Source organism: Streptomyces polyrhachis (assembly GCF_042663125.1).
GTDB classification, from domain to species: Bacteria; Actinomycetota; Actinomycetes; order Streptomycetales; family Streptomycetaceae; genus Streptomyces; species Streptomyces polyrhachii.
The window spans coordinates 30,816-53,124 of sequence record NZ_JBHSZO010000035.1 but is presented as its reverse complement, the minus strand read 5'-3'; the positions used below and the strand labels follow the sequence as shown (position 1 = coordinate 53,124).

The window sequence follows — 22,309 nt, the reverse complement described above, 5'->3', positions numbered from 1 at the left end:
TTTCACTGTCAGACCCGCTCGACGAGCTCGAGCGCCTGGGGAGGGGAGGGGGCGTGGGTGCGGTGGGCGAGCGGGACGATGGGGGGTGTCTCCTCCTCGCCGAGGAAGACCCGCCGGACGACGCGCTCGGCGGCGCGGCCGTCGTCCAGGGCGCAGAAGCGCTCCCGGAACGCGGTGCGCAGCTTCGCGGCGCCGGCGTCGCGCCAGGCGCCGGAGCGCAGCAGCTCCGTCAGCTCCGGCTGGGTCGTGGCGAGGGCGCCGGGAGGCTCGGCGGTCAGGTCGAAGTAGGTGCCGCGGGCCGTGCGGTAGGCGTCCCAGTCGTCGGCGTAGACGATGATCGGGCGGTCCAGGTTGGCGTAGTCGAACATGCTGGAGGAGTAGTCCGTGACCAGCGCGTCGGCCGCGAGGTAGAGGTCCGCCACCCGGGGGTGGGCGGAGACGTCGACGATCCGGCCCTCGGCGCGCAGCCGGGCCAGGTCGGGGGAGGGGGCGGCGTCGTAGAAGTAGTGGCCGCGGACCAGCAGTGTGAACTCCCCGCCCAGCTCCCGCGCCAGGCGCGCCAGGTCCAGGCGGGGGGTGAACCGCGGGTCGTCGTCGCGGTGCGTCGGCGCGTAGAGCAGGGCCGTGGTGCGCGGGTCCAGGCCCAGCTCGCGGCGGACGCGCAGCACGTCCCGGGCGCCGGCGGTGGCCAGCACGTCGTTGCGCGGGTAGCCGTACTCCAGCGAGGTGTACGCGCAGGGGTAGACGCGCTCCCAGACCCGGGTGGAGTGGCGGTTGGCGGAGAGGCTGTAGTCCCAGCGGCCGCTGCGGGCCAGCAGCGCCTCGAAGTCCAGGCCCCTGGCGGCGGCCGGATAGCGGCGCTGGTCCAGGCCCATCGTCTTCAGCGGGGTGCCGTGGTGGGTCTGCAGGTGTACGGAGCCGGGGCGCTTGACCAGGTGGTCGGGGAAGTTGACGTTGTTGACGAGGTACTTCGCGCGCGCGATGGCCGACCAGTACGCGGGCGTACCGCTGCGGACGAAGGCCGTCCCGGCCGGCATCCGCTCCGCGTCCTGGGGCCGTACGACCCACAGCCGCCGCATCCCCGGGACCAGCCGGGCCAGCTCGGCGTCGATCGCGGCCGGGTTGCAGGCAGGGGGGCGGCCCCAGTAGGCGGAGAAGAGTGCGAGGTCCTCCTCCAGCGGGCGGCGCAGCTGGGCGGCGTAGTAGAGCCCGCGCGCGGTGCGCCCGGCCCGGCGTACCGCGCGCGCCATCCCCTGGGATCCGCGGCGCGGGATCGGGCCCGTGCGCTCCCGTATGGAGGAGCGCACGTGGTGCGCGGGCACCACCAGGGTCAGTCGGGGCATCCTTCACCGGTCCGTCGGCCTGTATGACAATGCGGCGGATCCCCCGCCGCCGCAGCGACCCAGGGTAGACGATCCGTACCGACGGCGTTCACACGCCGTTGGGGGCCTTCTCACCCGGCCGCCTCAGACACCTGATGCGTCCAGCCTACGGGGCGGCGACGAACTCCACCAAGCAGAGAACACTTGTACTAAAAGCCGCAGAACGGAGGTTCGGAGCTGGCCTATCATCGGCGGCATGACATGGATGGTGACAGGCGGCGCGGGCTACATCGGCGCCCATGTGGTGCACGCGATGGCGGCCGCGGGCGAGCCGGTGATGGTGCTGGACGACCTCTCGACGGGCTCGGCGGACCGCCTCCCCGACGGCGTCGACCTGGTGGTCGGCAGCGTGCTGGACCGGGAGCTGCTGGACCGCGTCCTGGCGGAGCGGGAGATCACCGGCGTGGTGCACATCGCCGCCAAGAAGCAGGTGCCCGAGTCGGTCGAGCGGCCCCTCTACTACTACCGGGAGAACGTCACCGGCCTGCAGACCCTGCTGGAGGCCGCCGTGGCCGCCGGCGTGGACCGCTTCGTCTTCTCCTCCTCCGCCGCCGTCTACGGGATGCCCGACGTGGACCTGGTGACGGAGGACACCCCCTGCGACCCGATCAACCCCTACGGCGAGACCAAGCTCGCCGGCGAGTGGCTGGTGCGCGCCGCCTGCCGGGCGCACGGCCTGCGCGCGGTGTCCCTGCGCTACTTCAACGTCGCCGGCGCCGCGAGCCCCGAGCTGTCCGACGCCGGGGTCTTCAACCTCGTCCCCATGGTCTTCGAGCGGCTGGAGGCCGACGAGGCCCCGCGGGTCTTCGGCGACGACTACGCGACCCCGGACGGCACCTGCGTACGCGACTTCATCCACGTCCAGGACATCGCCGCCGCGCACCTGGCGGCCGCCCGCCGACTGGGCGGCGACCCGGCCGGGACCGAGCTGACGCTGAACATCGGCCGCGGGGAGGGGGTCTCGGTCATGGACATGGTCGAGCGGATCCGTAAGATCACCGCCCGGCAGGATGTGGAACCGGTGGTCGGACCCCGCCGCGCCGGCGACCCCGCACGGGTGGTGGCCGCCGCGGAGCGGATCCGCGCCGAGCTGGGCTGGAGCGCCCGGTACGGAGTGGACGAAATGATCACGAGCGCGTGGAACGGCTGGCGGCACCGCCACCCCTGAGTAAAGCCGCCCTCTCACCCGTACGAGTGAGAGGGCGCGGATACCAATGGGTGATCAAGGCGCTGACCTCGACGTTTTCCGGGCTGTGGGGGCGTTCCGGCATACTGCTTTCGGCGGTTCGATCTAGGAGACGCACGGCATGCCGGCTGCAAACACCCCCCGATTCAGCGTGATCATCCCCGTTTACGGGGTTGAGGGATATATCCGCGAATGCCTTGACTCGGTGATTTCGCAGAACTACCGCGATGTCGAAATCATCGCGGTCGACGACTGCTCGCCCGACGGCAGCGGCGCCATCATCGACGAGTTCGCCGCCCGCGACCCCCGGGTCCGCGTCGTCCACCGGGCGGAGAACGGCGGCATCGGCGCCGCCCGCAACACTGGCCTGGACCACGCCACCGGCGACTACCTGCTCTTCGTCGACGGCGACGACTCCCTGCGCCCCGGCTCCCTGCGCGCCATGGCCGACCGGCTGGCCGAGACCGGCGACCCCGACATCCTGCTGCTCGACCACGTCCGCACCCACTGGGACGGCAGGGTCGAGCCGAGCAACTCGGGGAAGTTCCTCGCCGGCATCCGCGACGGGGCGGTCCGCCCCGCCGAGCACCTGGAGCTGCTGCGGATCTTCGCCGTGGTGTGGAACCGCGCCTACCGCCGCGACTTCTTCACCGAGGGCGGCTACCGCTTCACCGACGGGCTCTACGAGGACGCGCTGATGGTCTACACGACCATGGCCGCCGCCCGGCGCGTCGCCGGCGTGGAGTACGTGGCCGTGGAGTACCGCCAGCGCCGCCACGGCAGCTCCATGCGCAGCAGCGCCCCGCGCAAGCACTTCGTGATCTTCGAGCAGTACGGGCGGATCTTCGCGCAGCTCGCCGGCCGCCCCGGCCTGGACGAGTACCGCAAGGTCGTCTTCGAGCGGATGGTCAGCCACTTCCTGCACACCTTCGCCCGCGGCTTCCGGATACCGAAGGGCCACCGGCGCGCCTATCTGCGCCAGGCGTCCCAGGTCTACCGCCGGCTGGAGCCCGCCGGCTTCATCCCGCCGCCCGGCGTGCTGGGGCTGAAGTTCAAGGTGGTGCGCTCCGGTTCGTACACCGCCTTCCAGCTGCTCAAGCTGGCCAACGGCAGCCGCGAGGCGGCCGTGCGCACCCTCGGCCGGCTCAAGCGCTGGGCCGGCCGCAAGGCCCTGCGCGCCTACTACGCGCTGCAGCGCCGCCGCCCGCTGGACCCGGACCTCGCCGTCTACTCGGCGTACTGGGGCCGCACCCCCGCCTGCAACCCGCTCGCCGTCCACGAGGCCGCCAAGCGCCTCGCGCCCGGCGTGCGCGGCCTGTGGGTGGTCAACAAGGAGCACGCCGCCGCACTGCCGCCGGGCGTCAAGCGCCTGGCCCCGGCCACCTTCGCCTACTGGCGCGCCATGGCGCGGGCGACGTACCTGGTCAACAACGTCAACTTCGCCGACAGCGTGGTCAAACGCCCCGGCCAGATCCACCTGCAGACCCACCACGGCACCCCGCTCAAGCGGATGGGCATCGACCAGCAGCACTACCCGGCCGTCGCCCGCAGCATGGACTTCGAGGCGCTGCTGCGCCGCGTCGACCGCTGGGACTACAGCGTCTCGTCCAACCTGCACTCCACCGAGCAGTGGGAGCGCGTCTACCCGGCCGCCTTCACCTCGCTGGACACCGGCTACCCGCGCAACGACGTCTACTACCGCGCCACCGCCGCCGACGTGCGCCGCATCCGCGGCGAGCTGGGCATCGAGCACGGGCGCAGGGCGATCCTGTACTGCCCGACGGTCCGCGACCACCAGAAGGACGCCTTCGTCCCGCGCCTGGACCTGGCCCGATTCGCCCGCGAGCTGGGCCCGGACTTCGTCCTGCTGGTGCGCGCGCACTACTTCTACGGCGGCGACCCCGAGCTGGACGCCCTGGCCGCGCGCGGCGCGCTGATCGACGTCTCGGGCCACCAGTCCGTGGAGGAGCTGTGCCTGGCGGCGGACGCGCTGGTCACGGACTACTCCTCGATCATGTTCGACTACGCCAACCTCGACCGGCCGATCGTCGTCTACGCCGACGACTGGGAGTCGTACCGCACCTGCCGCGGCGTGACCTTCGACCTGCTCTCCGGCAACCCCGGCGACACCCCCGGCGCCACCGCCACCACCGAGGACCGGCTGATCGAGGTCTTCCGCTCCGGGGCCTGGGAGGGCGAGCGGGCCACCGCGCTGCGCCGCGCCTTCCGGGAGCGCTTCTGCACCTGGGACGACGGCTTCGCGGCCGAGCGCGTGGTGCGGCGGGTCCTCCTTCGCGAGGAGGGCGCCAACCCGCCCCCCGTACCGCTGGACGAGCGCACCCCGGCGCCCGCCCCGCGTATCGCGGAGGGTGTCCGCCTCCCCGCCCAGGCCCGCCGCGAGGGGCAGTCGCCGGAGGCCAGTCCGCTGGCGCAGGCCCGGTTTGACCAGTAGGTGCGTGCCCCGTAATCTAGACCGTCGGCATGCTGTTCGGGTATGCCATGCGCCAGAGCCATCTCCCTTCCCGTCCCGTACGGGGAGAGGCCGTCCGTGAGCCGTCACCGGCGTTCGCGGGGGCTAGCATCCGGCGCTCCACTTCAAGCGAGAGAGAGATCCGCGTGTACGCCATCGTGCGCACCGGCGGCCGCCAGCAGAAGGTTTCTGTGGGCGACGTCATCGAGACCAACCGCATTTCCACCAGCAACGTCGGCGACACCGTCGAGCTCTCCACGCTGCTGGTCGTGGACGGCGACACCGTCACCAGCGACCCCTGGGTCCTGGACGGCGTGAAGGTCACCGCCGAGGTCGTCGACCACCACAAGGGCGACAAGATCCGCATCCAGAAGTACAAGAACAAGACCGGTTACAAGAAGCGGATCGGTCACCGTCAGCTGCACACCGCGCTGAAGATCACCGGTATCCCCTCGCCGGCCGCGAAGTAAAGCCGCGAAGTTAAGCAAAGGACTGAGCAGACATGGCACACAAGAAGGGCGCATCGTCCACTCGGAACGGTCGCGACTCCAACGCGCAGTACCTCGGCGTCAAGCGCTTCGGCGGCCAGGTCGTCAACGCCGGTGAGATCATCGTGCGTCAGCGCGGCACCCACTTCCACCCGGGTACCGGCGTCGGCCGCGGCGGCGACGACACGCTGTTCGCGCTGATCCCCGGCGCGGTCGAGTTCGGCCGCGCGCGCGGCCGCAAGGTCGTCAACGTGGTTCCGGCCGCGGCCTGAGGCCCGTAGAAGAACTGCTCCGAGGGCGGACCCCGCTCCCGTGACCACGCGGTCACGGGAAGCGGGTCCGCCCTCGGCGTGTTACTGCTTGAAGCAAACCTGCACACAGCTCCATATGGGAGGGCCCCCGTCATGACCACCTTCGTGGACCGCGTCGAACTGAACGTCGCCGCGGGTACCGGCGGGCACGGCTGCGCCTCCGTTCACCGGGAGAAGTTCAAGCCGCTGGGCGGCCCGGACGGCGGCAACGGGGGGCGTGGCGGCGACGTCATCTTCCTCGTCGACCAGTCCGTCACCACCCTGATCGACTACCACCACCACCCGCACCGCAAGGCCACCAACGGCAAGCCCGGCGAGGGCGGCAACCGCTCCGGCAAGGAGGGCCAGGACCTCGTCCTGTCCGTCCCCGACGGCACCGTGGTGCTCTCGCGGTCCGGCGAGGTCCTCGCCGACCTCGTCGGCCACGGCACCAGCTTCGTCGCCGCCCAGGGCGGCCGCGGCGGTCTGGGCAACGCGGCGCTGGCCTCCGCCCGCCGCAAGGCGCCCGGCTTCGCCCTGCTGGGCGAGCCCGGCGAGGTGCGCGACGTGGTGCTGGAGCTGAAGACCGTCGCCGACGTGGCGCTGGTGGGCTATCCCAGCGCGGGGAAGTCCTCGCTGATCTCCGTGCTCTCCGCCGCCAAGCCGAAGATCGCCGACTACCCCTTCACCACGCTGATCCCCAACCTCGGTGTGGTGACGGCCGGTTCGACCACGTACACCATCGCCGACGTGCCCGGCCTGATCCCCGGCGCCAGCCAGGGCAAGGGACTGGGGCTGGAGTTCCTGCGCCACGTGGAGCGCTGCGAGGTGCTCGTCCACGTACTGGACACCGCCACTTTGGAGTCCGAGCGCGACCCCGTCACGGACCTGGACGTCATCGAGGCCGAGCTGTCCCAGTACGGCGGGCTGGAGAACCGCCCCCGGGTGGTCGTGCTCAACAAGACCGACGTCCCCGACGGCCAGGACCTGGCCGACCTGGTGCGCCCCGACCTGGAGGCCCGCGGCTACCGGGTCTACGAGGTCTCGGCCGTCTCCCGCGCCGGGCTGAAGGAGCTGTCCTACGCCCTGGCGAGGATCGTCGCCGAGGCGCGCGCCGCCAAGCCGCAGCAGGAGGCCACCCGCACGGTCATCCGGCCCAAGGCGGTCGACGACGCCGGCTTCACCATCGAGGCCGAGGAGAACGAGGACGGTCCCCTCTTCCGGGTGCGGGGCGAGAAGCCCGAGCGCTGGGTGCGCCAGACCGACTTCACCAACGACGAGGCCGTCGGCTACCTCGCCGACCGGCTGTCGCGCCTGGGCGTGGAGGAGCGGCTCAAGAAGTCCGGCGCCCGCCCCGGCGACACCGTCGCCATCGGCTCCGACGAGGACGCGGTCGTCTTCGACTGGGAGCCCGCGATGGCCACCGGCGCCGAGATGCTCGGCCGCCGCGGCGAGGACCACCGCTTCGAGGCCCCGCGCCCGGCCACCCAGCGGCGCAGGGAGAAGGAGGCGGAGCGCTCGGAGCAGGAGTACGAGGACTTCGACCCCTTCAGCGGGGCGGGCCCGGCGTGAGCCCGGGGCGGTAGCTGCCCTCGCACGGCACGGCTTTATTACGGGGCGCTCCGGTTCTACGGGGCGCCCCGTGGCCTTTCGGGCCCCGGTGGCGCAAGCGGACAGCGGACCGGAATGCCTTCCTCCGTGGAAACCGGTTCTGACCTGCGCGGCTTTCGTCGCGCCCGGACGCCTGCCTAGGGTGGGGCGGATGTCGTCCCCGCAGTGCGCTCCACGAAGCGGCGCCGCCGCGCCGTCCGCCCCGCCGAAGGACCGCCCCGCCCCCGGCGGGGCGGCGCCGGACACGGCCTCCCCGCCAGGCCGCAGTGCCTACTTCGACAACGCGAAGTTCCTGGCCACCGTGCTCGTCGTCGTCGCCCACGCCTGGGGGCCGCTGCGGGACAGCCGGGCCGTCGACGCGGTCCACCTGCTCGTCTACACCTTCCACATGCCCGCGTTCATCCTCATCTCGGGCTACTTCTCGCGCGGTTTCACCGCCACCCCGCACCGGGTCTTCCGGCTGGTCACCACCCTGCTGGTGCCGTACGTGGTCTTCGAGGTCGCCTACACCGTGCTGCGGCGCTCCGTGGCCGGCGACGCGGACGCCCCCTTCACCTTCTTCGACCCGTGGTACCTGACCTGGTTCCTGGTGGTCCTCTTCATCTGGCGGCTCAGCACCCCGCTCTGGCAGGCCCTGCGCTGGCCGCTGGGCACCGCGCTGGCCATCGCCGCCCTGGCGTCCATGACGCCGGGGCTCGGCACCGCCTTCGACGTGCAGCGGGTGCTGCAGTTCCTGCCGTTCTTCGTGCTGGGGCTGACCCTGCGGCCCGGGCACTTCACCCGGCTGCGCTCCTGGCCCGTGCGGCTGGCCGCGCTGCCGGTCGGCGCCGGGGCCGCCGTCTTCTCGTACTGGGCGGTGGTGCGGATGGACGACGAGTGGATGTTCCGCCGCGCCAGCGCGCAGGACATGGGCGCCCCCGCCTGGACGGGCCCGGTGATGACCCTCGCGCTCTTCGGCTGCGCGCTGGTGCTGGCCGGCTGCTTCCTGTCGTGGGTGCCGGGGCGCCGCACGTGGTTCACCCCGCTCGGCTCCGCGACGCTCTACGCCTACCTGCTGCACGGCTTCGTCCTGAAGATCGCGCAGTGGGAGGACTGGTACGCCCTGGACCGGCTGCACACCCCGCTCGGCGAGGTCGGCGTGACGGTCTTCGCCGCCGTGATGGCGGCGGCGCTGTGCACCGCGCCGGTGCGCCGGCTCCTCCGCTTCGCCGTCGAACCGCGGCTGGACTGGGCGTACGGCGGCCCGCGGTCCCGGGCCGACCCGGGCCGCGACCATCCCCCGGCCGCGGCGCCTGTACGGGAGCGGGAGCACGCGGCGGCGGGGGGCCGCTGACCGGCTACTTGCGGGATGCCCAACGCCCCCGCAGCCGCCGTTTCAGCGCCTGCGCCAACCTGCGCGCGGTGGAGCGGTCCGGGCTCGCGGGAGCCGGGCCGGTTCTCGCGGGAGCCGGACCGGTTCCCGCGGGAGCCGGCCCGGTCTTCGCGGCCGGCTTCGGGCGCGGGACGAGCGCCGTGAAGGCCGTCAGCTCCTCCGTCAGCCCCTCCGCGATCAGCCGGCAGCGCAGCCGGCCCAGCGGCGGCAGCGCGGCGACCAGCTCCTGCGGCATGAAGTCCCGCAGCAGCGCCCCCGCGAGCTTCACGTGCGCCAGCCGCGTCTCCTCCGGCAGCTTGGCGAAGCGCTCGCCGAAGCGGCCGAGGATCTCCAGGGTCAGCCAGCGGTAGAGCAGGTCGTTGCGCTGCTGTCCCGCGGGCACCAGCTCCACCACCGTGTCCAGCACGGTGCGCACGTTGGCGTAGAAGGAGACCGGCTCGGGCGACTCGCGCGTCAGGTGCGGGAAGTCGTCGCGGCGCACCAGGTAGTAGCAGTCGTAGTCGGCGACCACCGAGATCGAGCGGGCGTGCAGGTAGGCGGGGACGACGAAGACCTGCTCCTCCGCCAGCCGTACCCCCTCGGCGAAGCGCAGGCCGTGCTCCCGCACCAGCGAGTGGCGGAAGAGCTTCTGCGCGGTGAGCGTCCACACGCCCTTGGTGGAGAACAGGTCGCCGCCCTCGACGTTCTGCAGGAACGCGGCGACCGGCGCCTTGCGGCCGACCCCCTTGATTCGGCCGAGCACCACGTCGGAGTCGTTGCGCTCGGCGGCGGCGACCAGCAGCTCCAGCGCCCGCTCGCCCAGGTAGTCGTCCGGGTCGGCGAAGAAGAGGAACTCGCCCTGCGCCAGCTCGATCCCCCTGTTGCGGGGGCCGCCCGGCGCCCCCGAGTTCTCCTGGCGCACCACTCGGATCCGCTCCGGATGCCGCGCGGCCCACTCGTCGAGCAGTGCCGCGCTGCCGTCGGTGGAGCCGTCGTCGACCGCGACGACCTCCACGTTTCCGAAACCGATGGTCTGCGCGGCGATCGACTCCAGGCACTCGCCCAGGAAGTCGGCCGCGTTGTAGACCGGAATGATGACGGAGACCTTGGGGTCTCTGCCAGGCGCTGAGCGCATGTCGTTCCCTTCATCTCAACCACGCCGGAAACCCCACTCGTTCGTACGGAGCCGGCCCGGCGTACCGGGCCGGCTCCGTGTATCCGGCTATGTCCTAGACGAGGGGAGGATCGCCGGGGTTGCACACGGTTGGGTAAAGGTCTCGACCGGCAGGCGCGTACCCGCCGCGCCGTACGCGGATCGAGGCGCACCACTAACGACCGCGTACACAAGGGAGTTACCGCGGCGATGTCCGCTTCACCGCCGGGGGTGAGAAGGCGGCGGATCCACTGACGGGGCGTCCGTACGCTGGACGAATCGGCGCTGTGATCCCCTGCCGCGTAGATTGGGCGCCTCGGCGAGGAGGACGGCAGTGGCAGAGGGCAGGCGGGCGGACGTCGCCCGCGCGGGGCGCGACGAGGTCGCCCGCGCGCGGCGCGTCGTGGTGAAGGTGGGCTCGTCCTCCCTGACCACCGCGGCCGGCGGACTGGACGCCGACCGGGTGGACGCCCTGGTCGACGCGCTCGCCGCCGTCGCCGCCGGGCGGGAGGTGGTGCTCGTCTCCTCCGGCGCGATCGCCGCCGGACTCGCCCCGCTCGGACTGCCGCGCCGCCCCCGCGACCTCGCCCGCCAGCAGGCCGCCGCCAGCGTCGGCCAGGGCCTGCTGGTCGCCCGCTACACCGCCTCCTTCGCCCGCTACGGGCGCCGCGTCGGCCAGATCCTGCTCACCACCGACGACATGAGCCGCCGCGTCCACTACCGCAACGCCCACCGCACCCTGGAGCAGCTGCTGGCGATGGGCGCCGTGCCGGTGGTCAACGAGAACGACACCGTCGCCACCGACGAGATCCGCTTCGGCGACAACGACCGCCTCGCCGCCCTCGTCGCCCATCTCGTCCGCGCCGACCTGCTCGTCCTGCTCTCCGACGTCGACGGCCTCTACGACGGCCACCCCTCCGACCCGGCCAGCTCCCCCATCGCGGAGGTACGCGACCACGCCCAGCTCGCCGGCGTCGACACCACCCGGCCCGGCGCGGCCGGGGTCGGCACCGGCGGGATGGCGACGAAGGTCGAGGCGGCCCGTATCGCCGCGGCGGCCGGCGTCCCCGTCGTCCTGGCCGCCGCGGCCCAGGCCGCCGACGCGCTGGCCGGGCGCCCCACCGGCACCTACTTCCACCCCGCCGCCCGCCGGGCCCGCGGCCGGCTGCTGTGGCTGGCGCACGCCTCCACCCCGCAGGGCGCGCTGGTCCTCGACGACGGCGCGGTGCAGGCCGTGACGGGCCGGCGCAGCTCGCTGCTGCCCGCCGGGATCAAGGCCGTCGAGGGCTCCTTCAGCGCGGGCGACCCGGTGGAGCTGCACGACACCGCCGGGCGCCCCGTCGCGCGCGGGCTGGTCAACTTCGACTCCGGCGAGCTGCCCCGGCTGCTGGGCCGCTCCACCCGGGAGCTGGCCAGGGAGCTGGGCCCGGCCTACGAACGCGAGGTCGTCCACCGCGACGACCTGGTGGTGCTGACGCGCTGAACCGCGGGCGGACCCCGTACGACGCGCGGTGGACCGGCGGCCTCCAGGACGGTGACGATCCCGTGGCCGTTCGGTACTGATCCACAACCACCTATGGACCTCGGCGCGCCCGTTGTGAAGACTGCACCGCACACAAGCGTTTCCAGGGGGTCTCCGCACCATGGCGTCAGCCGCACGTCCTCGTTTCAGCATCGTCATACCCGCCCACGGCGTGCAGGCGTACATCCGGGAGTGCCTGGAGTCGGTGCTGGCGCAGAGCTTCACCGACTTCGAGGTCATCGCGGTGGACGACTGCTCCCCGGACGCCGGCGGCGCGATCATCGACGAGATCGCCGCCCGCGACCCCCGCGTCATCGCCGTCCACCACGAGGAGAACGGCGGCCTGGGCCGCGCCCGCAACACCGGGGTGGAGCACGCGAGCGGCGACTACCTGCTCTTCCTGGACGGGGACGACACCTACCTCCCCGGCTCGCTGCGGGCCCTCGCCGAGCGGCTGGAGGAGACCGGCGAGGTCGACCTGCTGATGTTCGACCACGTACGCAGCTACTGGACCGGCGAGGTGCACACCAGCACCACCCCGCGCATCCTCGCCCCCGTCGGCGACCGGGTGCTCCGGCCCGTCGAGGAGCCGGCGTTCTTCCACCACTTCGCCATCGTCTGCAACCGCGCCTTCCGCCGGGACTTCTACACCGGGCACGGCCTCACCTTCACCGACGGCTACTACGAGGACGCGCTGATGGTCTACAAGGTGCTGCTCAGCGCCCGGACCGCCGCGTACTGCGGGCACCGGGTCCTCGACTACCGCCAGCGCCGCCAGGGCCAGCAGACGCAGACGCCCGACCGCCGGCAGTTCTCCATCTTCGACCAGTACCAGCGGCTCTTCGACTTCCTCGACGAGCGCCCGCAGCCCGCGAAGATACGCACGCTGCTCTTCGAGCGGATGGTCAGCCACTTCCTCTTCGCCCTGGCCCGCCGCAGCCGCGTACCGGGCCCGCTGCGGCGGCCCTACCTGCGCCGGGCCAGCGCCCAGTACCGCCGCCTCAGACCTGCCGGCTACACTCCGCCGGCCAGCGTCCTGGGGCTGAAGTTCCGCGCCGTGGGCTGGGGTTCGTACCCCCTCTTCCAGCTGCTCAAGTACGCCAACGGCACCCGCGAGCGGCTGACCGGCGCCGCGCGCGCGGCCGTGCGCGGTGTGCTGCCGCGGCTGAAGCGGGCCGCCGGACGGCTCGTCTACCGCGGCTACTACGCGCTGCAGCGCCGCCGCCCGCTCGACCCCGGCCTCGCCGTCTACGGCGCCTACTGGGGCCGCACCCCCGCCTGCAACCCCCTCGCCGTCTACGAGGCCGCGCGCCGGCTGGCACCGCACTCGCGCGGGGTGTGGGTGGTGCGCAGGGAGCACGCCGCCTCCGTCCCGCGGGGCATGGACCACGTGGTGCAGGGCTCCCGCCGCTACTGGGCGGCCGTGGCGCGGGCCACGTACTTCGTCAACAACGTCAACTTCCCCGACGCCCTCGTCAAACGGCCCGGGCAGCGGCACCTGATGACCCACCACGGCACCCCGCTCAAGCGGATGGGCCTGGACCAGCAGCGCTACCCCATGACCGCCAAGGACATCGACTTCGACGCCCTGCTGGCGCGCTGCGACCGCTGGACCCACAGCCTCTCGGCCAATCCGCACTCCACCGAGTACTGGAGCCGGGTCTACCCCAGCGACTTCACCTCGCTGGACACCGGCTACCCGCGCAACGACGTCTACTACCGCGCCACCGCCGCCGAGGTACGCGAGGCCCGCGCCGCGCTGGGCATCGCGCCGGGGCAGCGGGCCGTGCTGTACGCCCCGACGACCCGCGAGCACCAGGACGGCTACGTACCGCGCCTGGACTTCGCCCGGGTCGCGGCGGCGCTGGGCGAGGACACGGTGCTGCTGGTACGCAGCCACTACTCCTATGACACCGCCACCACCCCCGAGCCGCCCGCCGGTGTGCTCGACGTCTCCCGCCACCCGAGCGTCGAACAGCTCTGCCTGGCCGCCGACGCGCTGGTCACGGACTACTCCTCGATCATGTTCGACTACGCCAACCTCGACCGACCGATCGTCATCCACGCCGACGACTGGCAGACCTACGCGGCCGTCCGCGGCGTCACCTTCGACCTGCTCTCCGGCGAGCCCGGCGACACCCCCGGCCCGGTCACCACCACCGAGGACGAGCTGGTCGACGCCTTCACCTCCGGCGCCTGGGAGGACGCGCGGTCCACCCGGCTGCGCGGCGCCTTCCGGGCGCGCTTCTGCCGCTACGACGACGGCTTCGCCGCCGAGCGCGTGGTGCGCCGGGTGCTGCTGGACCAGCGCGACGCGCCCGCCGTCGTCCCGCTCGCTCAGCGCACTCCGGCCCCCTCGCCGCGTACGGCCGAGGGGGCGGGAGAGCGTACGCGGCGGGTGCCGGGGCCCAGGCGCGCCGAGAGTTCGTCAGAACGGCCGAAAACGCCCCCGACACATGCCGGGCTTGGGTAAAACGCCTCCACGGGCGGCCGGGGGCTGGTCAACTTTGTTGTGGAGGGCCGCCGAGCGGTCCGCGCAGACTCGTATCCCGCGTATTCAGGAGGCCGCCCGTGAGGCAAGGGCGCCTGGGGGCCCAGCCCCGTGCCAGGGCCGAGCGCCGGCTGTCGAGCGTCGGGATGCCGCCCGAGGGCGGCGCCCCGGCCGACGCGGCGCCGCCCGACCCGCAGAGCGCGCAGCGCGGCGGTGACGCCGCGGCGGTCCCGCGACTGTGGCACATCACGCTCAGCGTCTCCGGTCCGGAAGCGCCGCTGAAGGAGGTCAGGCGCGGGCTGGAGCAGCTCGCCCACGACCACCCCTTCCTGCTCACCAGCCGGTACGCCAACGACCACGCGGAGATCCGCTACTGGGAGGAGGCGCGCGATCTGCACGACGCGGCCGCGGTCGCGCTGCGGCTGTGGGGCGAGCACCGCACCACCGCGGGGCTGCCGCCCTGGCAGATCGTCGGGCTGGAGGTCATCGACCGCGACACCTACCACCAGCGCATCGCCGACGGCTACGGTCCGCCGCCCGCGGCGCCCGTGGGCGTGCACCCCTTTTGAGCCTTTCCGTCTGAGACGGCCGTCTCATCCAGCGGAAACCCCGGCCGGCGCCCGCCGCGTACTCGCTACGCTGCCCCCATGAGCAGCGTCACGACCACGCCCTTCGACGACCTCTCCCCGGTCCTGCGGGCCGCCTACCGCGCCCGCAGCGCCGCCGCCGAGCTGGCCGTACTGCCACGCGCCGCGAAGGACGACGCGCTGCTCGCAGTCGCGGACGCCCTGGAGGTCCGCACCCGCGAGATCGTCGAGGCCAACGCCGCCGACACCGACCGGGCACGCGCGGCCGGCGCCTCCGACACGGTCGTCGACCGCCTCACCCTCACCCCCGAGCGGGTGCGCGCCATCGCCTCCGACGTGCGCGACGTGGTCGCGCTGCCCGACCCGGTGGGCGAGGTGGTGCGCGGCTCCACCCTCCCCAACGGCCTGGAGCTGCGCCAGCTGCGCGTCCCCCTGGGCGTCGTCGGCATCATCTACGAGGGCCGGCCCAACGTCACCGTGGACGCGGCCTCCCTGTGCCTGAAGGCCGGCAACGCCGTCCTGCTGCGCGGCTCCTCCTCCGCCTACGCCTCCAACACCGCGCTGGTGCGCGCCGTGCGCGACGCGGTGCACGGCGCCGGACTGCCCGCCGACAGCGTGCAGCTGGTGCCGGGCGAGACCCGCGAGTCCGCGCAGGAGCTGATGCGGGCGCGCGGCATGGTCGACGTGCTGATCCCGCGCGGCGGCGCCGGGCTGATCAGGGCCGTGGTGGAGCAGTCCACCGTCCCCGTCATCGAGACCGGCACGGGCAACTGCCACGTGTACGTCGACGAGCACGCCGACCTGGACACCGCGCTGGCGATCCTGGTCAACGCCAAGGCCCAGCGCCCCGGTGTCTGCAACGCCGCCGAGACCGTGCTCGTCCACCGCGCCGTCGCCGGGGAGTTCCTGCCCCGCGCGCTCGCGGCGCTGACCGGGGCCGGCGTGCGCGTCCACGGCGACGAGGCGTGGCAGAAGGCGGGCGCCGCGGCCGGGATCGAGGTCGAGCCCGCGACCGCGGAGGACTGGGAGACGGAGTACCTCTCCTACGATCTCGCCGCCGCCGTCGTGGACTCCCTCGACGCCGCCGTGCAGCACATCCGCCTGTGGTCCTCCGGGCACACCGAGGCCATCGTCACCCGCGACACCGCCGCCGCGCGGCGCTTCACCGCGACCGTCGACTCGGCCGCCGTGATGGTCAACGCCTCCACCCGCTTCACCGACGGCTCCCAGTTCGGCTTCGGCGCCGAGATCGGCATCTCCACCCAGAAGCTGCACGCGCGCGGCCCGATGGGGCTGCCCGAGCTGACCTCCACGAAGTACGTGGTCACGGGCGACGGGCACGTACGGGACTGATCCGCGGCGGGGGTACGGGCGCGCCCCGCGCGGCGTGGGGAAATCCACCGGCGGCCCGCCCACCCTGCCCAAACCGGATGAAGCGGTCTACCCTTTCCCACGTGGCGGACGACGTGGGGGGCCGGCCGTTCTTCCCGGACGGCGACGAGCCCGACAGCCAGCACCGCACCCCGGACCACGGACACGCGAAGGACGACTTCGCCGCCGTGGTCCTCGACGAGGACTTCGTCCGGGCCGCGGTGGTCCACGAGCCCACCGCCGTGGAGCGGATGGTCGCCGCCGCCGAGGCGCGGGCGGCGGCGGACCGCGCCCTGGCCGAGGGCCGGGCGCAGGCGGACGCCGAGGCCCGCGGCGACGTGGACGACCCCGACGGGGGGTTCGGCCCGTACGGGCCCTACGGCGGCCCGCTCGGCCCGTACCGCGCCGTGCACTGGCAGCGGCCGGTGGCGCTGCTGCTGGCCGTGGTGATGGGCGTCGGCATCGTCGCCCTGGTCTTCACCGCCGTCTACCGCAGCGGCTCCGCGGACCGGGACGAGGCGCCCGCGCCGGGCGGCTCCAGCTCCACCTCGGCGGAGTCCGGCGCTCCGGACAGGTCCCTTCCGGCACCCTGAGGCAACTGCCGCCCGATAGGCGGGACTTGTCGGTGACGGGGGCGTTTACAACGCCGCGCCCGGGCCTACCCTCACTATATGACCGGGCGTGGCAACCCTCCCGGGGGGACGCCCGAGGGCGTCCCGGGAAGCGGTGACGACGAGTTCCGTTCGCTCGTCTTCGACGAGTCGTTCGTGGCTGCCGCACGCCTGGAGGAGTTCTCGGCGCGGGAGCGGATGAGCGACCACTCCCCGGCCGTGCGCCGCCGCCGCAGCACCGCCCCCGGAGCGCCCCGCCAGGCCATGGTCCTCGTCCTGCTCATCGCCGTGGCCTTCGGCGCCGCGATCTACCTGGGCATGCGCCGGCCCTACCAGGAGGAGGCGCGCCAGCCCGTGCCGGCGCTGCGCAGCCGCATCATCGCGCTCACCGCCGTCGAGCCCGTCCCCGGCGGACCCTCGGCCGACCTCTTCGCCCACAGCCCGGCCGCGCGCTACCGGATCGGCGGCGCGGGCTACGTCCTGCCGCGGGCCGGGCCCACCGGGCACTTCGGCAAGGAGCAGGTGCTCGACGCGCTCACCGCGGCCCAGGAGTACCTGCGCGCCTCCACCGTGGTGCCCGGCGTGCTCACCGGCCGCGACGTGCGCAGCGTGCGGCTGCAGCTCAACCCCGGTCTGCTGGACCAGTTCGACGCGAGCCTGGAGCAGCCGGCCGACGACGGCGCCCACGCCGCGACCGCCTGGATGATCCGCTTCGACCCGCGTCGGGTCGAACTCGCCGACCAGGGCGTCCGCGTCGACGGCACGATCACCTACAGCGAGCCGGACTCCGCCCATCTGGAGGTCACCGGCGACCACACCGTCGTCTACGCCCTGCGCCGGGCCGGGGCACCGGACGCGGGCGCCGCCCGCGAGCGCGCCTCGCTGCTCACCGTGCACCGCGTGGTGCGGATGCGCTTCGACCGCGAGGACCTGCGCACCAAGCAGCTGCAGCTCACCGACGTACAGCTCACCGCCGGCCCGCTGCCCTGCACCGCCGACCGGGCCGACCGGCTGCGCCCGCTGCTCGCGGGGGAGCGGGCGCAGCCGGTCGGCACGGATCCCTACGCCCGGGGCGGCGAGAAGGCCGCCGCGGTGTGCGGCGCCCTGGCCCCCGGCGCGCAGCCCAGCCTGCCGGAGCCGGGTCCGTAAGGCCGCTCAGTCCTGCGCGTCCCGCGGCGGAGGCGTCGAACTCCCGTTTCCACCACCGCCGTTGCCGTCATCACCGCCGCCCTCGCCACTGCCGCGCCCGCCCCCGCCGCGGAAGGTGTCGCGCAGCCGGCCGCCGAGGTCGCCCGCGCCGCCCGCTATGTCCCGCACCAGCCCCAGCAGCGGGTCCCTGCTGTTCTTCGCCGCACCGGCGTAGTGCGCGGCGGCCTCCGTGTAGGCGTCGGAGACGGAGGTCGAGCCGTCCTCCTCGCGCCGGGGGTAGTGGCCGTCCATGATCCGCTGGTAGTCGCGGCTCTCCGCCCAGCGCTTGAGCTGCGCCGCCCGCACCGTGGTGAAGGGGTGGGTGCGCCCCCACACCGTCAGGATCTTCAGCACGGAGTCGCGGACGTCGCCGCCCTGCTCGTACTCCTCGGCCTGCTTGAGGAACTCGTCCACGTTCATCTCGTGGAGGTGGTTGCCGCCGGCCAGCTTCATCAGACCGCGCATCGAGGCCCGCAGATCCTGGCCCACCAGCAGCCCCGCCCGGTCCGCGGACAGCTCCGACTTGCGGAACCACTCCATCAGCGCCGCCACGATCGCCCGGATCGCCAGCGCCCCCAGCGGGATCCAGGCCACGGCCAGCGCCAGGTTGGTGAGGAAGAGCAGGATCGTGCGGTACACCGCGTGGCCGGAGAGGGCGTGGCCGACCTCGTGGCCGATGACGGCCCGCATCTCCTCCTCGTCCAGCAGCTCCACCAGGCCCGTCGTCACCACGATGATCGGCGCGTCCATGCCGATGCACATGGCGTTGGGCTGCGGGTCCTGCGTGACGTACATCGAGGGGACCTTCTCCAAGTCCAGGATGTGGCAGGCGTCGCGCAGCATGTCGTTGAGGTGCTGGAACTGCCGGTCGCTGACGCGCACCGAGTCGGAGAGGAAGAGCAGCCGCAGCGAGCGCTCCGGGATCAGGCCGCTGATCGCCTTGAACACCGCGTCGAATCCGGTCAGTTTGCGCAGCGTCACCAGCGCCGAGCGGTCGGCCGGATGCTCGTAGGCCCGCGAGGAGATCCCCGGGAACCTCCTGCGTTCGCGCGCCGGCGCGGTCTCGTGCGTCTCGCTCATCGGTGCCTTCCCCTCCCGTGTCCTGCCCCTGTACTGCCCCCGTGCGCCCGGAGCCCGTCCGGAGGCGCTGTCGCGCCCAGCCTAGGCGCCCGCTGTGACAACGCGGGCGGCTGTGCGGCAGGTTCCCGGGACGGCGGGGGAACGGGCGGGGACGGGGGGGGACGGGAGCGCCGGGGGCGTGCGCCCCCGCACCGCGGCCCGGCCCCGGATGGCGGAGCCCGGATCATCGGCCCGAGGGGGGCCGCATACGATAACGCTCACAGGTACGGCCCGACCACGACTCACCCTGGATAGGTCCCGCTGAGATGAGCGCTCTCCACACCGCCCACACCCTCGCCGCCACGCTCGCCTCGGGAACCGAGGAGCACGGCCACGACACCCTCAACCCCTACGCGATCGGCGGCGGCGCCCTGGCCGCCCTGCTGCTCCTGCTGTGGATCACCACGCGCTTCAACCGTGACCGCTGACACCTCCGCACCGGGCTCCGGCCCGTACACCGCACCGGGCCCCAAGCGGCGCCTGGGCGTGATGGGCGGCACCTTCGACCCCGTCCACAACGGGCACCTGGTGGCGGCCAACGAGGTCGCCCACCGCTTCCACCTCGACGAGGTGGTCTTCGTCCCCACGGGCCAGCCGTGGCAGAAGTCCCACCGCACGGTGACGCCCGCCGAGGACCGCTATCTGATGACGGTGATCGCCACCGCCTCCAACCCGATGTTCTCCGTGAGCCGGATCGACGTCGACCGGGGCGGTGCCACCTACACCATCGACACCCTGCGGGAGCTGCGGGCCCTCAATCCCGACGCCGACCTCTTCTTCATCACCGGCGCGGACGCCCTGGGCCAGATCCTCACCTGGCGCGACGCGCGCGAGCTGTTCGAACTCGCGCACTTCGTCGGGGTCACCCGCCCCGGCCACACCCTCTCCGACCAGGGGCTTCCCGATGGCGGCGTCTCCCTCGTGGAGGTCCCCGCGCTGGCCATCTCCTCCACCGACTGCCGCAACCGCGTCGCCCACGGGGAGCCGGTCTGGTATTTGGTCCCGGACGGAGTCGTGCGCTACATCAGTAAGCGAAACCTTTACCGCGACCCTGTTCAACCAGCAGGATGCGGGTAGCGGGGGGACGGGGGACACGTACGGGGACTCATGGGCCTGCCCGACTTCAGGCCCGCCACGGAAGGGGCACCGGTGAACGACGCATACTCCGGCCAGCGCTATGACGCGCAGGGTCCGGATGGTCGCGATCCCTACGGACGGGACCCCTACGACCCCCAGGCCCCCTACGGGCAGCAGGGCTACGCCACCGGGCAGCAGCCCGGCTACCAGCAGACGTACGACGCGGACGGCCGCCCCGTCTACCCGGCGGGCGGCCAGCCGGCGTACGACACCGGCGCCTACCCGGCGTACGACACCGGGACCTACCCCACCCACGGCGGCCTCCCGCAGCAGGACCAGGGCTACGGCCAGCAGGGCTACGCCACCGGGCAGCCGGGCTACCAGCACCCCGGCCACCAGCAGGCGTACGACACCGGCGCCTACCCGGCGTACGACACCGGGACCTACCCCGCCTACGGAGGCGGGCAGCCCGGCCACCAGCAGCCGGCGCAGTACGCCCCCCGGACCGCCACCGAGACCGGCGAGTGGCAGGCCGTCCCCCAGAGCGCCCAGGCACCCCACGTCCCCCAGCAGCCCTCCGCGCCCGAGCGGGAGTACCACACGGAGCAGTTCGCCTTCGTCGAGGAGGAGACCGAGCAGGCCGAGGACGCGATCGACTGGCTGAAGTTCACCGAGAGCCGCACCGAGCGGCGCGAGGAGGCCAAGCGGCGCGGCAGGAGCCGCCGCAGCATGCTCGTCGTGCTGCTCTGCCTCGCCCTCCTGGGCAGCACCGGCTATCTCTGGTACGCGGACAAGCTGCCCTTCCTCGCCGGCCCGGCCGGCTCCGACGCCGCCGAGGCCGGCGTCAAGCGCGACGTGATCGTCGTCCACCTCAAGCCGCTGCGCAGCTCCGACAGCGCCACCGCCCTGCTGGTCGACAACGAGACGACCGGCAGGGCCACCACCGTGCTCCTCCCCGGCAACCTCGCCGTCACCACCGACGACGGCGGCTCCACCACGCTGGCCAAGTCCGTCGAGGACGAGGCGGCCGGCGCCACCCGCGACGCGGTCGACTCGGTGCTCGGCTCCCAGATCAAGGGCACCTGGCGGCTGGACGCACCCTTCCTGGAGTTGCTCGTCGAGGGCGTCGGCGGCCTCACGCTGGACGCCACCGCGACCGTCCCCGGCGCGAAGAAGGGCGCCAAGCCGCTGGTGGTGAAGGGCAAGGACCGCGAGCTGAACGGCGCGGCGGCAGCGGCGTACGCCAGTTACCGGGCCGCGGGCGAGAGCCCCGACGCGCCCCTGGAGCGCTTCGGCGCCGTGCTGCAGGCGCTCCTGGAGAAGCTCCCCTCCGACAAGGAGGGCGTCGGCCAGATCGTGAAGAGCATGGGCGCCATCGCCGACCCCTCGCTCAGCGAGGGCGAGCTGGCCGCCTCCCTCGCCGCGCTCTCCACCCGCGCCAAGGAGGGCGACTACGCCACCCGGATGCTGCCCGTACGCCAGGACGGCACGCTGGACGAGAAGGCGTCGGAGAAGGTCGTCAAGGACATCCTGGGCGGCACGGTGAAGAACGCCGACCCCGGCGCCACCGCCAAGGTCGCGGTCCGCAACGCCAGCGGCGACAAGGCCAGGGCCAGCAGTGCCCAGGTCGCCCTGGTCAACGGCGGCTACAACTTCGCCGGCGCCTCCGCCGCCGAGAAGGCGCAGCCCGCCTCGCAGGTGCTCTACAGCGACGCCTCCCGGGCGGAGGCCGCCCAGGAGGTCGCCAAGACCCTGGGCCTGGGCGCCAAGGCCGTCAAGAAGGGCACGGGCGCCGCGGGCGCGGACATCACGGTGGTCCTGGGGCAGGACTACAAGGGCTGAGGAGGATCCGTACAGAAGGGGCCGGCGCGGGAGACCCGCGCCGGCCCCTTTGCGTACGGGCTGACGCGACGTGAGACCTCGCAGGGGACGTGAGACCCTGAGGGGGTCAACCGCACCTCGATCGGAAGCCCTGCCTGTGACCGCGACAGACCGTTCCACCGAGCTGATCCAGACCGCCGCCCAGGCGGCCGCGGACAAGCTCGCGCACGACATCATCGCGTACGACGTCAGCGAGGTGCTGGCGATCACCGACGCCTTCCTCCTGGCCTCCGCGCCCAACGACCGGCAGGTCAAGGCGATCACCGACGCCGTCGAGGAGACGCTGCAGCGGGAGCACGGCGCCAAGCCCATCCGCCGCGAGGGCGAGCGCGACGGCCGCTGGGTGCTGCTGGACTACGGCGACATCGTGGTGCACGTCCAGCACTCCGAGGAGCGCGTCTTCTACGCCCTGGAGCGGCTGTGGAAGGACTGCCCGCTGCTGGAGCTGCCCCCGGACGCCAAGGCCACCCACGGCAAGGGCGCCGAGCACGCCGAGGCGAACCCCGAGTCGGGGATGCGGGAGTAGGGCCC

The 22,309-nt window shown here is 73.1% G+C and carries 18 protein-coding genes and 1 pseudogene; 16 read left to right on the top strand and 3 right to left on the bottom strand.

Going from position 1 to position 22,309, the window contains the following annotated elements; translation table 11 throughout:
* Window positions 1-8: 8 nt before the first annotated feature.
* Window positions 9-1,268, bottom strand: a pseudogene (locus tag ACFQLX_RS20450) (CDP-glycerol glycerophosphotransferase family protein); the annotation flags it as partial.
* A gap of 310 nt (window positions 1,269-1,578) precedes the next feature.
* Between ACFQLX_RS20450 and galE the strand changes: the two are divergent.
* The 6 genes from galE (at window position 1,579) to ACFQLX_RS20420 (ending at window position 8,760) form a co-directional block, all read left to right on the top strand.
* Complete coding sequence (galE, locus tag ACFQLX_RS20445; protein ID WP_386417225.1) at window positions 1,579-2,550, top strand: UDP-glucose 4-epimerase GalE; 972 nt, start codon at window positions 1,579-1,581, stop codon at window positions 2,548-2,550.
* A 139-nt stretch (window positions 2,551-2,689) separates the two neighbouring features.
* Window positions 2,690-5,020: a bifunctional glycosyltransferase/CDP-glycerol:glycerophosphate glycerophosphotransferase gene (locus ACFQLX_RS20440; protein ID WP_386417224.1), complete on the top strand. Its 2,331-nt coding sequence runs from the start codon at window positions 2,690-2,692 to the stop codon at window positions 5,018-5,020.
* A 164-nt stretch (window positions 5,021-5,184) separates the two neighbouring features.
* Complete coding sequence (gene rplU, locus ACFQLX_RS20435; protein WP_386417223.1) at window positions 5,185-5,508, top strand: 50S ribosomal protein L21; 324 nt, start codon at window positions 5,185-5,187, stop codon at window positions 5,506-5,508.
* Between the two features lie 32 nt (window positions 5,509-5,540).
* The gene (gene rpmA, locus ACFQLX_RS20430) at window positions 5,541-5,798 is read left to right on the top strand and encodes a 50S ribosomal protein L27 (RefSeq protein WP_386417222.1); all 258 of its coding nucleotides are present in this window, start codon (window positions 5,541-5,543) and stop codon (window positions 5,796-5,798) included.
* Between the two features lie 132 nt (window positions 5,799-5,930).
* Window positions 5,931-7,388: a GTPase ObgE gene (gene obgE, locus ACFQLX_RS20425; RefSeq protein ID WP_386417221.1), complete on the top strand. Its 1,458-nt coding sequence runs from the start codon at window positions 5,931-5,933 to the stop codon at window positions 7,386-7,388.
* 190 nt (window positions 7,389-7,578) lie between these two features.
* On the top strand, window positions 7,579-8,760 hold the full coding sequence (locus ACFQLX_RS20420; protein WP_386417219.1) for an acyltransferase family protein: 1,182 nt from the start codon (window positions 7,579-7,581) through the stop codon (window positions 8,758-8,760).
* 4 nt (window positions 8,761-8,764) lie between these two features.
* Here the strand turns inward: ACFQLX_RS20420 and ACFQLX_RS20415 are convergent, their stop codons facing one another.
* Window positions 8,765-9,913, bottom strand: coding sequence for a glycosyltransferase family 2 protein (locus ACFQLX_RS20415; RefSeq protein ID WP_386417217.1), 1,149 nt, complete (start codon window positions 9,911-9,913; stop codon window positions 8,765-8,767).
* Between the two features lie 424 nt (window positions 9,914-10,337).
* On the opposite strand from ACFQLX_RS20415, the gene proB reads away from it, so the two are divergent.
* The 6 genes from proB (at window position 10,338) to ACFQLX_RS20385 (ending at window position 17,662) form a co-directional block, all read left to right on the top strand.
* Window positions 10,338-11,414, top strand: coding sequence for a glutamate 5-kinase (gene proB, locus ACFQLX_RS20410; protein ID WP_386417233.1), 1,077 nt, complete (start codon window positions 10,338-10,340; stop codon window positions 11,412-11,414).
* Between the two features lie 160 nt (window positions 11,415-11,574).
* Entirely contained in the window at window positions 11,575-13,926 is a 2,352-nt protein-coding gene (locus ACFQLX_RS20405; protein ID WP_386417216.1) for a bifunctional glycosyltransferase/CDP-glycerol:glycerophosphate glycerophosphotransferase, read from the top strand.
* Between the two features lie 98 nt (window positions 13,927-14,024).
* Window positions 14,025-14,513, top strand: coding sequence for a hypothetical protein (locus tag ACFQLX_RS20400; protein ID WP_386417214.1), 489 nt, complete (start codon window positions 14,025-14,027; stop codon window positions 14,511-14,513).
* Window positions 14,514-14,591: 78 nt separating this feature from the next.
* Window positions 14,592-15,884: a glutamate-5-semialdehyde dehydrogenase gene (locus ACFQLX_RS20395; protein ID WP_386417212.1), complete on the top strand. Its 1,293-nt coding sequence runs from the start codon at window positions 14,592-14,594 to the stop codon at window positions 15,882-15,884.
* A 101-nt stretch (window positions 15,885-15,985) separates the two neighbouring features.
* Window positions 15,986-16,495 (top strand): SCO2584 family spore wall biosynthesis protein, encoded by a 510-nt coding sequence (locus ACFQLX_RS20390; RefSeq protein WP_386417210.1) that lies wholly within the window; start codon window positions 15,986-15,988, stop codon window positions 16,493-16,495.
* A 78-nt stretch (window positions 16,496-16,573) separates the two neighbouring features.
* Window positions 16,574-17,662, top strand: coding sequence for an SCO2583 family membrane protein (locus ACFQLX_RS20385; RefSeq protein ID WP_386417209.1), 1,089 nt, complete (start codon window positions 16,574-16,576; stop codon window positions 17,660-17,662).
* A gap of 6 nt (window positions 17,663-17,668) precedes the next feature.
* Here ACFQLX_RS20385 and ACFQLX_RS20380 read toward each other — a convergent pair whose 3' ends face one another.
* Window positions 17,669-18,781: a M48 family metallopeptidase gene (locus tag ACFQLX_RS20380; protein ID WP_386417207.1), complete on the bottom strand. Its 1,113-nt coding sequence runs from the start codon at window positions 18,779-18,781 to the stop codon at window positions 17,669-17,671.
* A gap of 305 nt (window positions 18,782-19,086) precedes the next feature.
* Here ACFQLX_RS20380 and ACFQLX_RS20375 point away from each other — a divergent pair, with 305 nt between their 5' ends.
* The 4 genes from ACFQLX_RS20375 to rsfS all read left to right on the top strand — a co-directional run bounded on the left by ACFQLX_RS20375 (window position 19,087) and on the right by rsfS (window position 22,304).
* Entirely contained in the window at window positions 19,087-19,248 is a 162-nt protein-coding gene (locus ACFQLX_RS20375; RefSeq protein ID WP_386417205.1) for a hypothetical protein, read from the top strand.
* On the top strand, window positions 19,238-19,897 hold the full coding sequence (gene nadD / locus ACFQLX_RS20370; RefSeq protein ID WP_386417203.1) for a nicotinate-nucleotide adenylyltransferase: 660 nt from the start codon (window positions 19,238-19,240) through the stop codon (window positions 19,895-19,897). The genes ACFQLX_RS20375 and nadD overlap by 11 nt, the downstream gene beginning before the upstream one ends.
* A gap of 72 nt (window positions 19,898-19,969) precedes the next feature.
* Entirely contained in the window at window positions 19,970-21,739 is a 1,770-nt protein-coding gene (locus ACFQLX_RS20365; protein WP_386417202.1) for a LytR C-terminal domain-containing protein, read from the top strand.
* Between the two features lie 136 nt (window positions 21,740-21,875).
* Window positions 21,876-22,304, top strand: a complete 429-nt coding sequence (rsfS, locus tag ACFQLX_RS20360; protein WP_386417201.1) for a ribosome silencing factor — start codon at window positions 21,876-21,878, stop codon at window positions 22,302-22,304.
* Window positions 22,305-22,309 lie beyond the last annotated feature (5 nt).

Coding starts and splice junctions, on each gene's coding strand:
- galE (WP_386417225.1), top strand. CDS start 1,579: ATGACATGGATGGTGACAGGCGGCGCGGGCTACATCGGCGCCCATGTG.
- ACFQLX_RS20440 (WP_386417224.1), top strand. CDS start 2,690: ATGCCGGCTGCAAACACCCCCCGATTCAGCGTGATCATCCCCGTTTAC.
- rpmA (WP_386417222.1), top strand. CDS start 5,541: ATGGCACACAAGAAGGGCGCATCGTCCACTCGGAACGGTCGCGACTCC.
- obgE (WP_386417221.1), top strand. CDS start 5,931: ATGACCACCTTCGTGGACCGCGTCGAACTGAACGTCGCCGCGGGTACC.
- ACFQLX_RS20420 (WP_386417219.1), top strand. CDS start 7,579: ATGTCGTCCCCGCAGTGCGCTCCACGAAGCGGCGCCGCCGCGCCGTCC.
- ACFQLX_RS20415 (WP_386417217.1), bottom strand. CDS start 9,913: ATGCGCTCAGCGCCTGGCAGAGACCCCAAGGTCTCCGTCATCATTCCG.
- ACFQLX_RS20405 (WP_386417216.1), top strand. CDS start 11,575: ATGGCGTCAGCCGCACGTCCTCGTTTCAGCATCGTCATACCCGCCCAC.
- ACFQLX_RS20395 (WP_386417212.1), top strand. CDS start 14,592: ATGAGCAGCGTCACGACCACGCCCTTCGACGACCTCTCCCCGGTCCTG.
- ACFQLX_RS20385 (WP_386417209.1), top strand. CDS start 16,574: ATGACCGGGCGTGGCAACCCTCCCGGGGGGACGCCCGAGGGCGTCCCG.
- ACFQLX_RS20380 (WP_386417207.1), bottom strand. CDS start 18,781: ATGAGCGAGACGCACGAGACCGCGCCGGCGCGCGAACGCAGGAGGTTC.
- ACFQLX_RS20375 (WP_386417205.1), top strand. CDS start 19,087: ATGAGCGCTCTCCACACCGCCCACACCCTCGCCGCCACGCTCGCCTCG.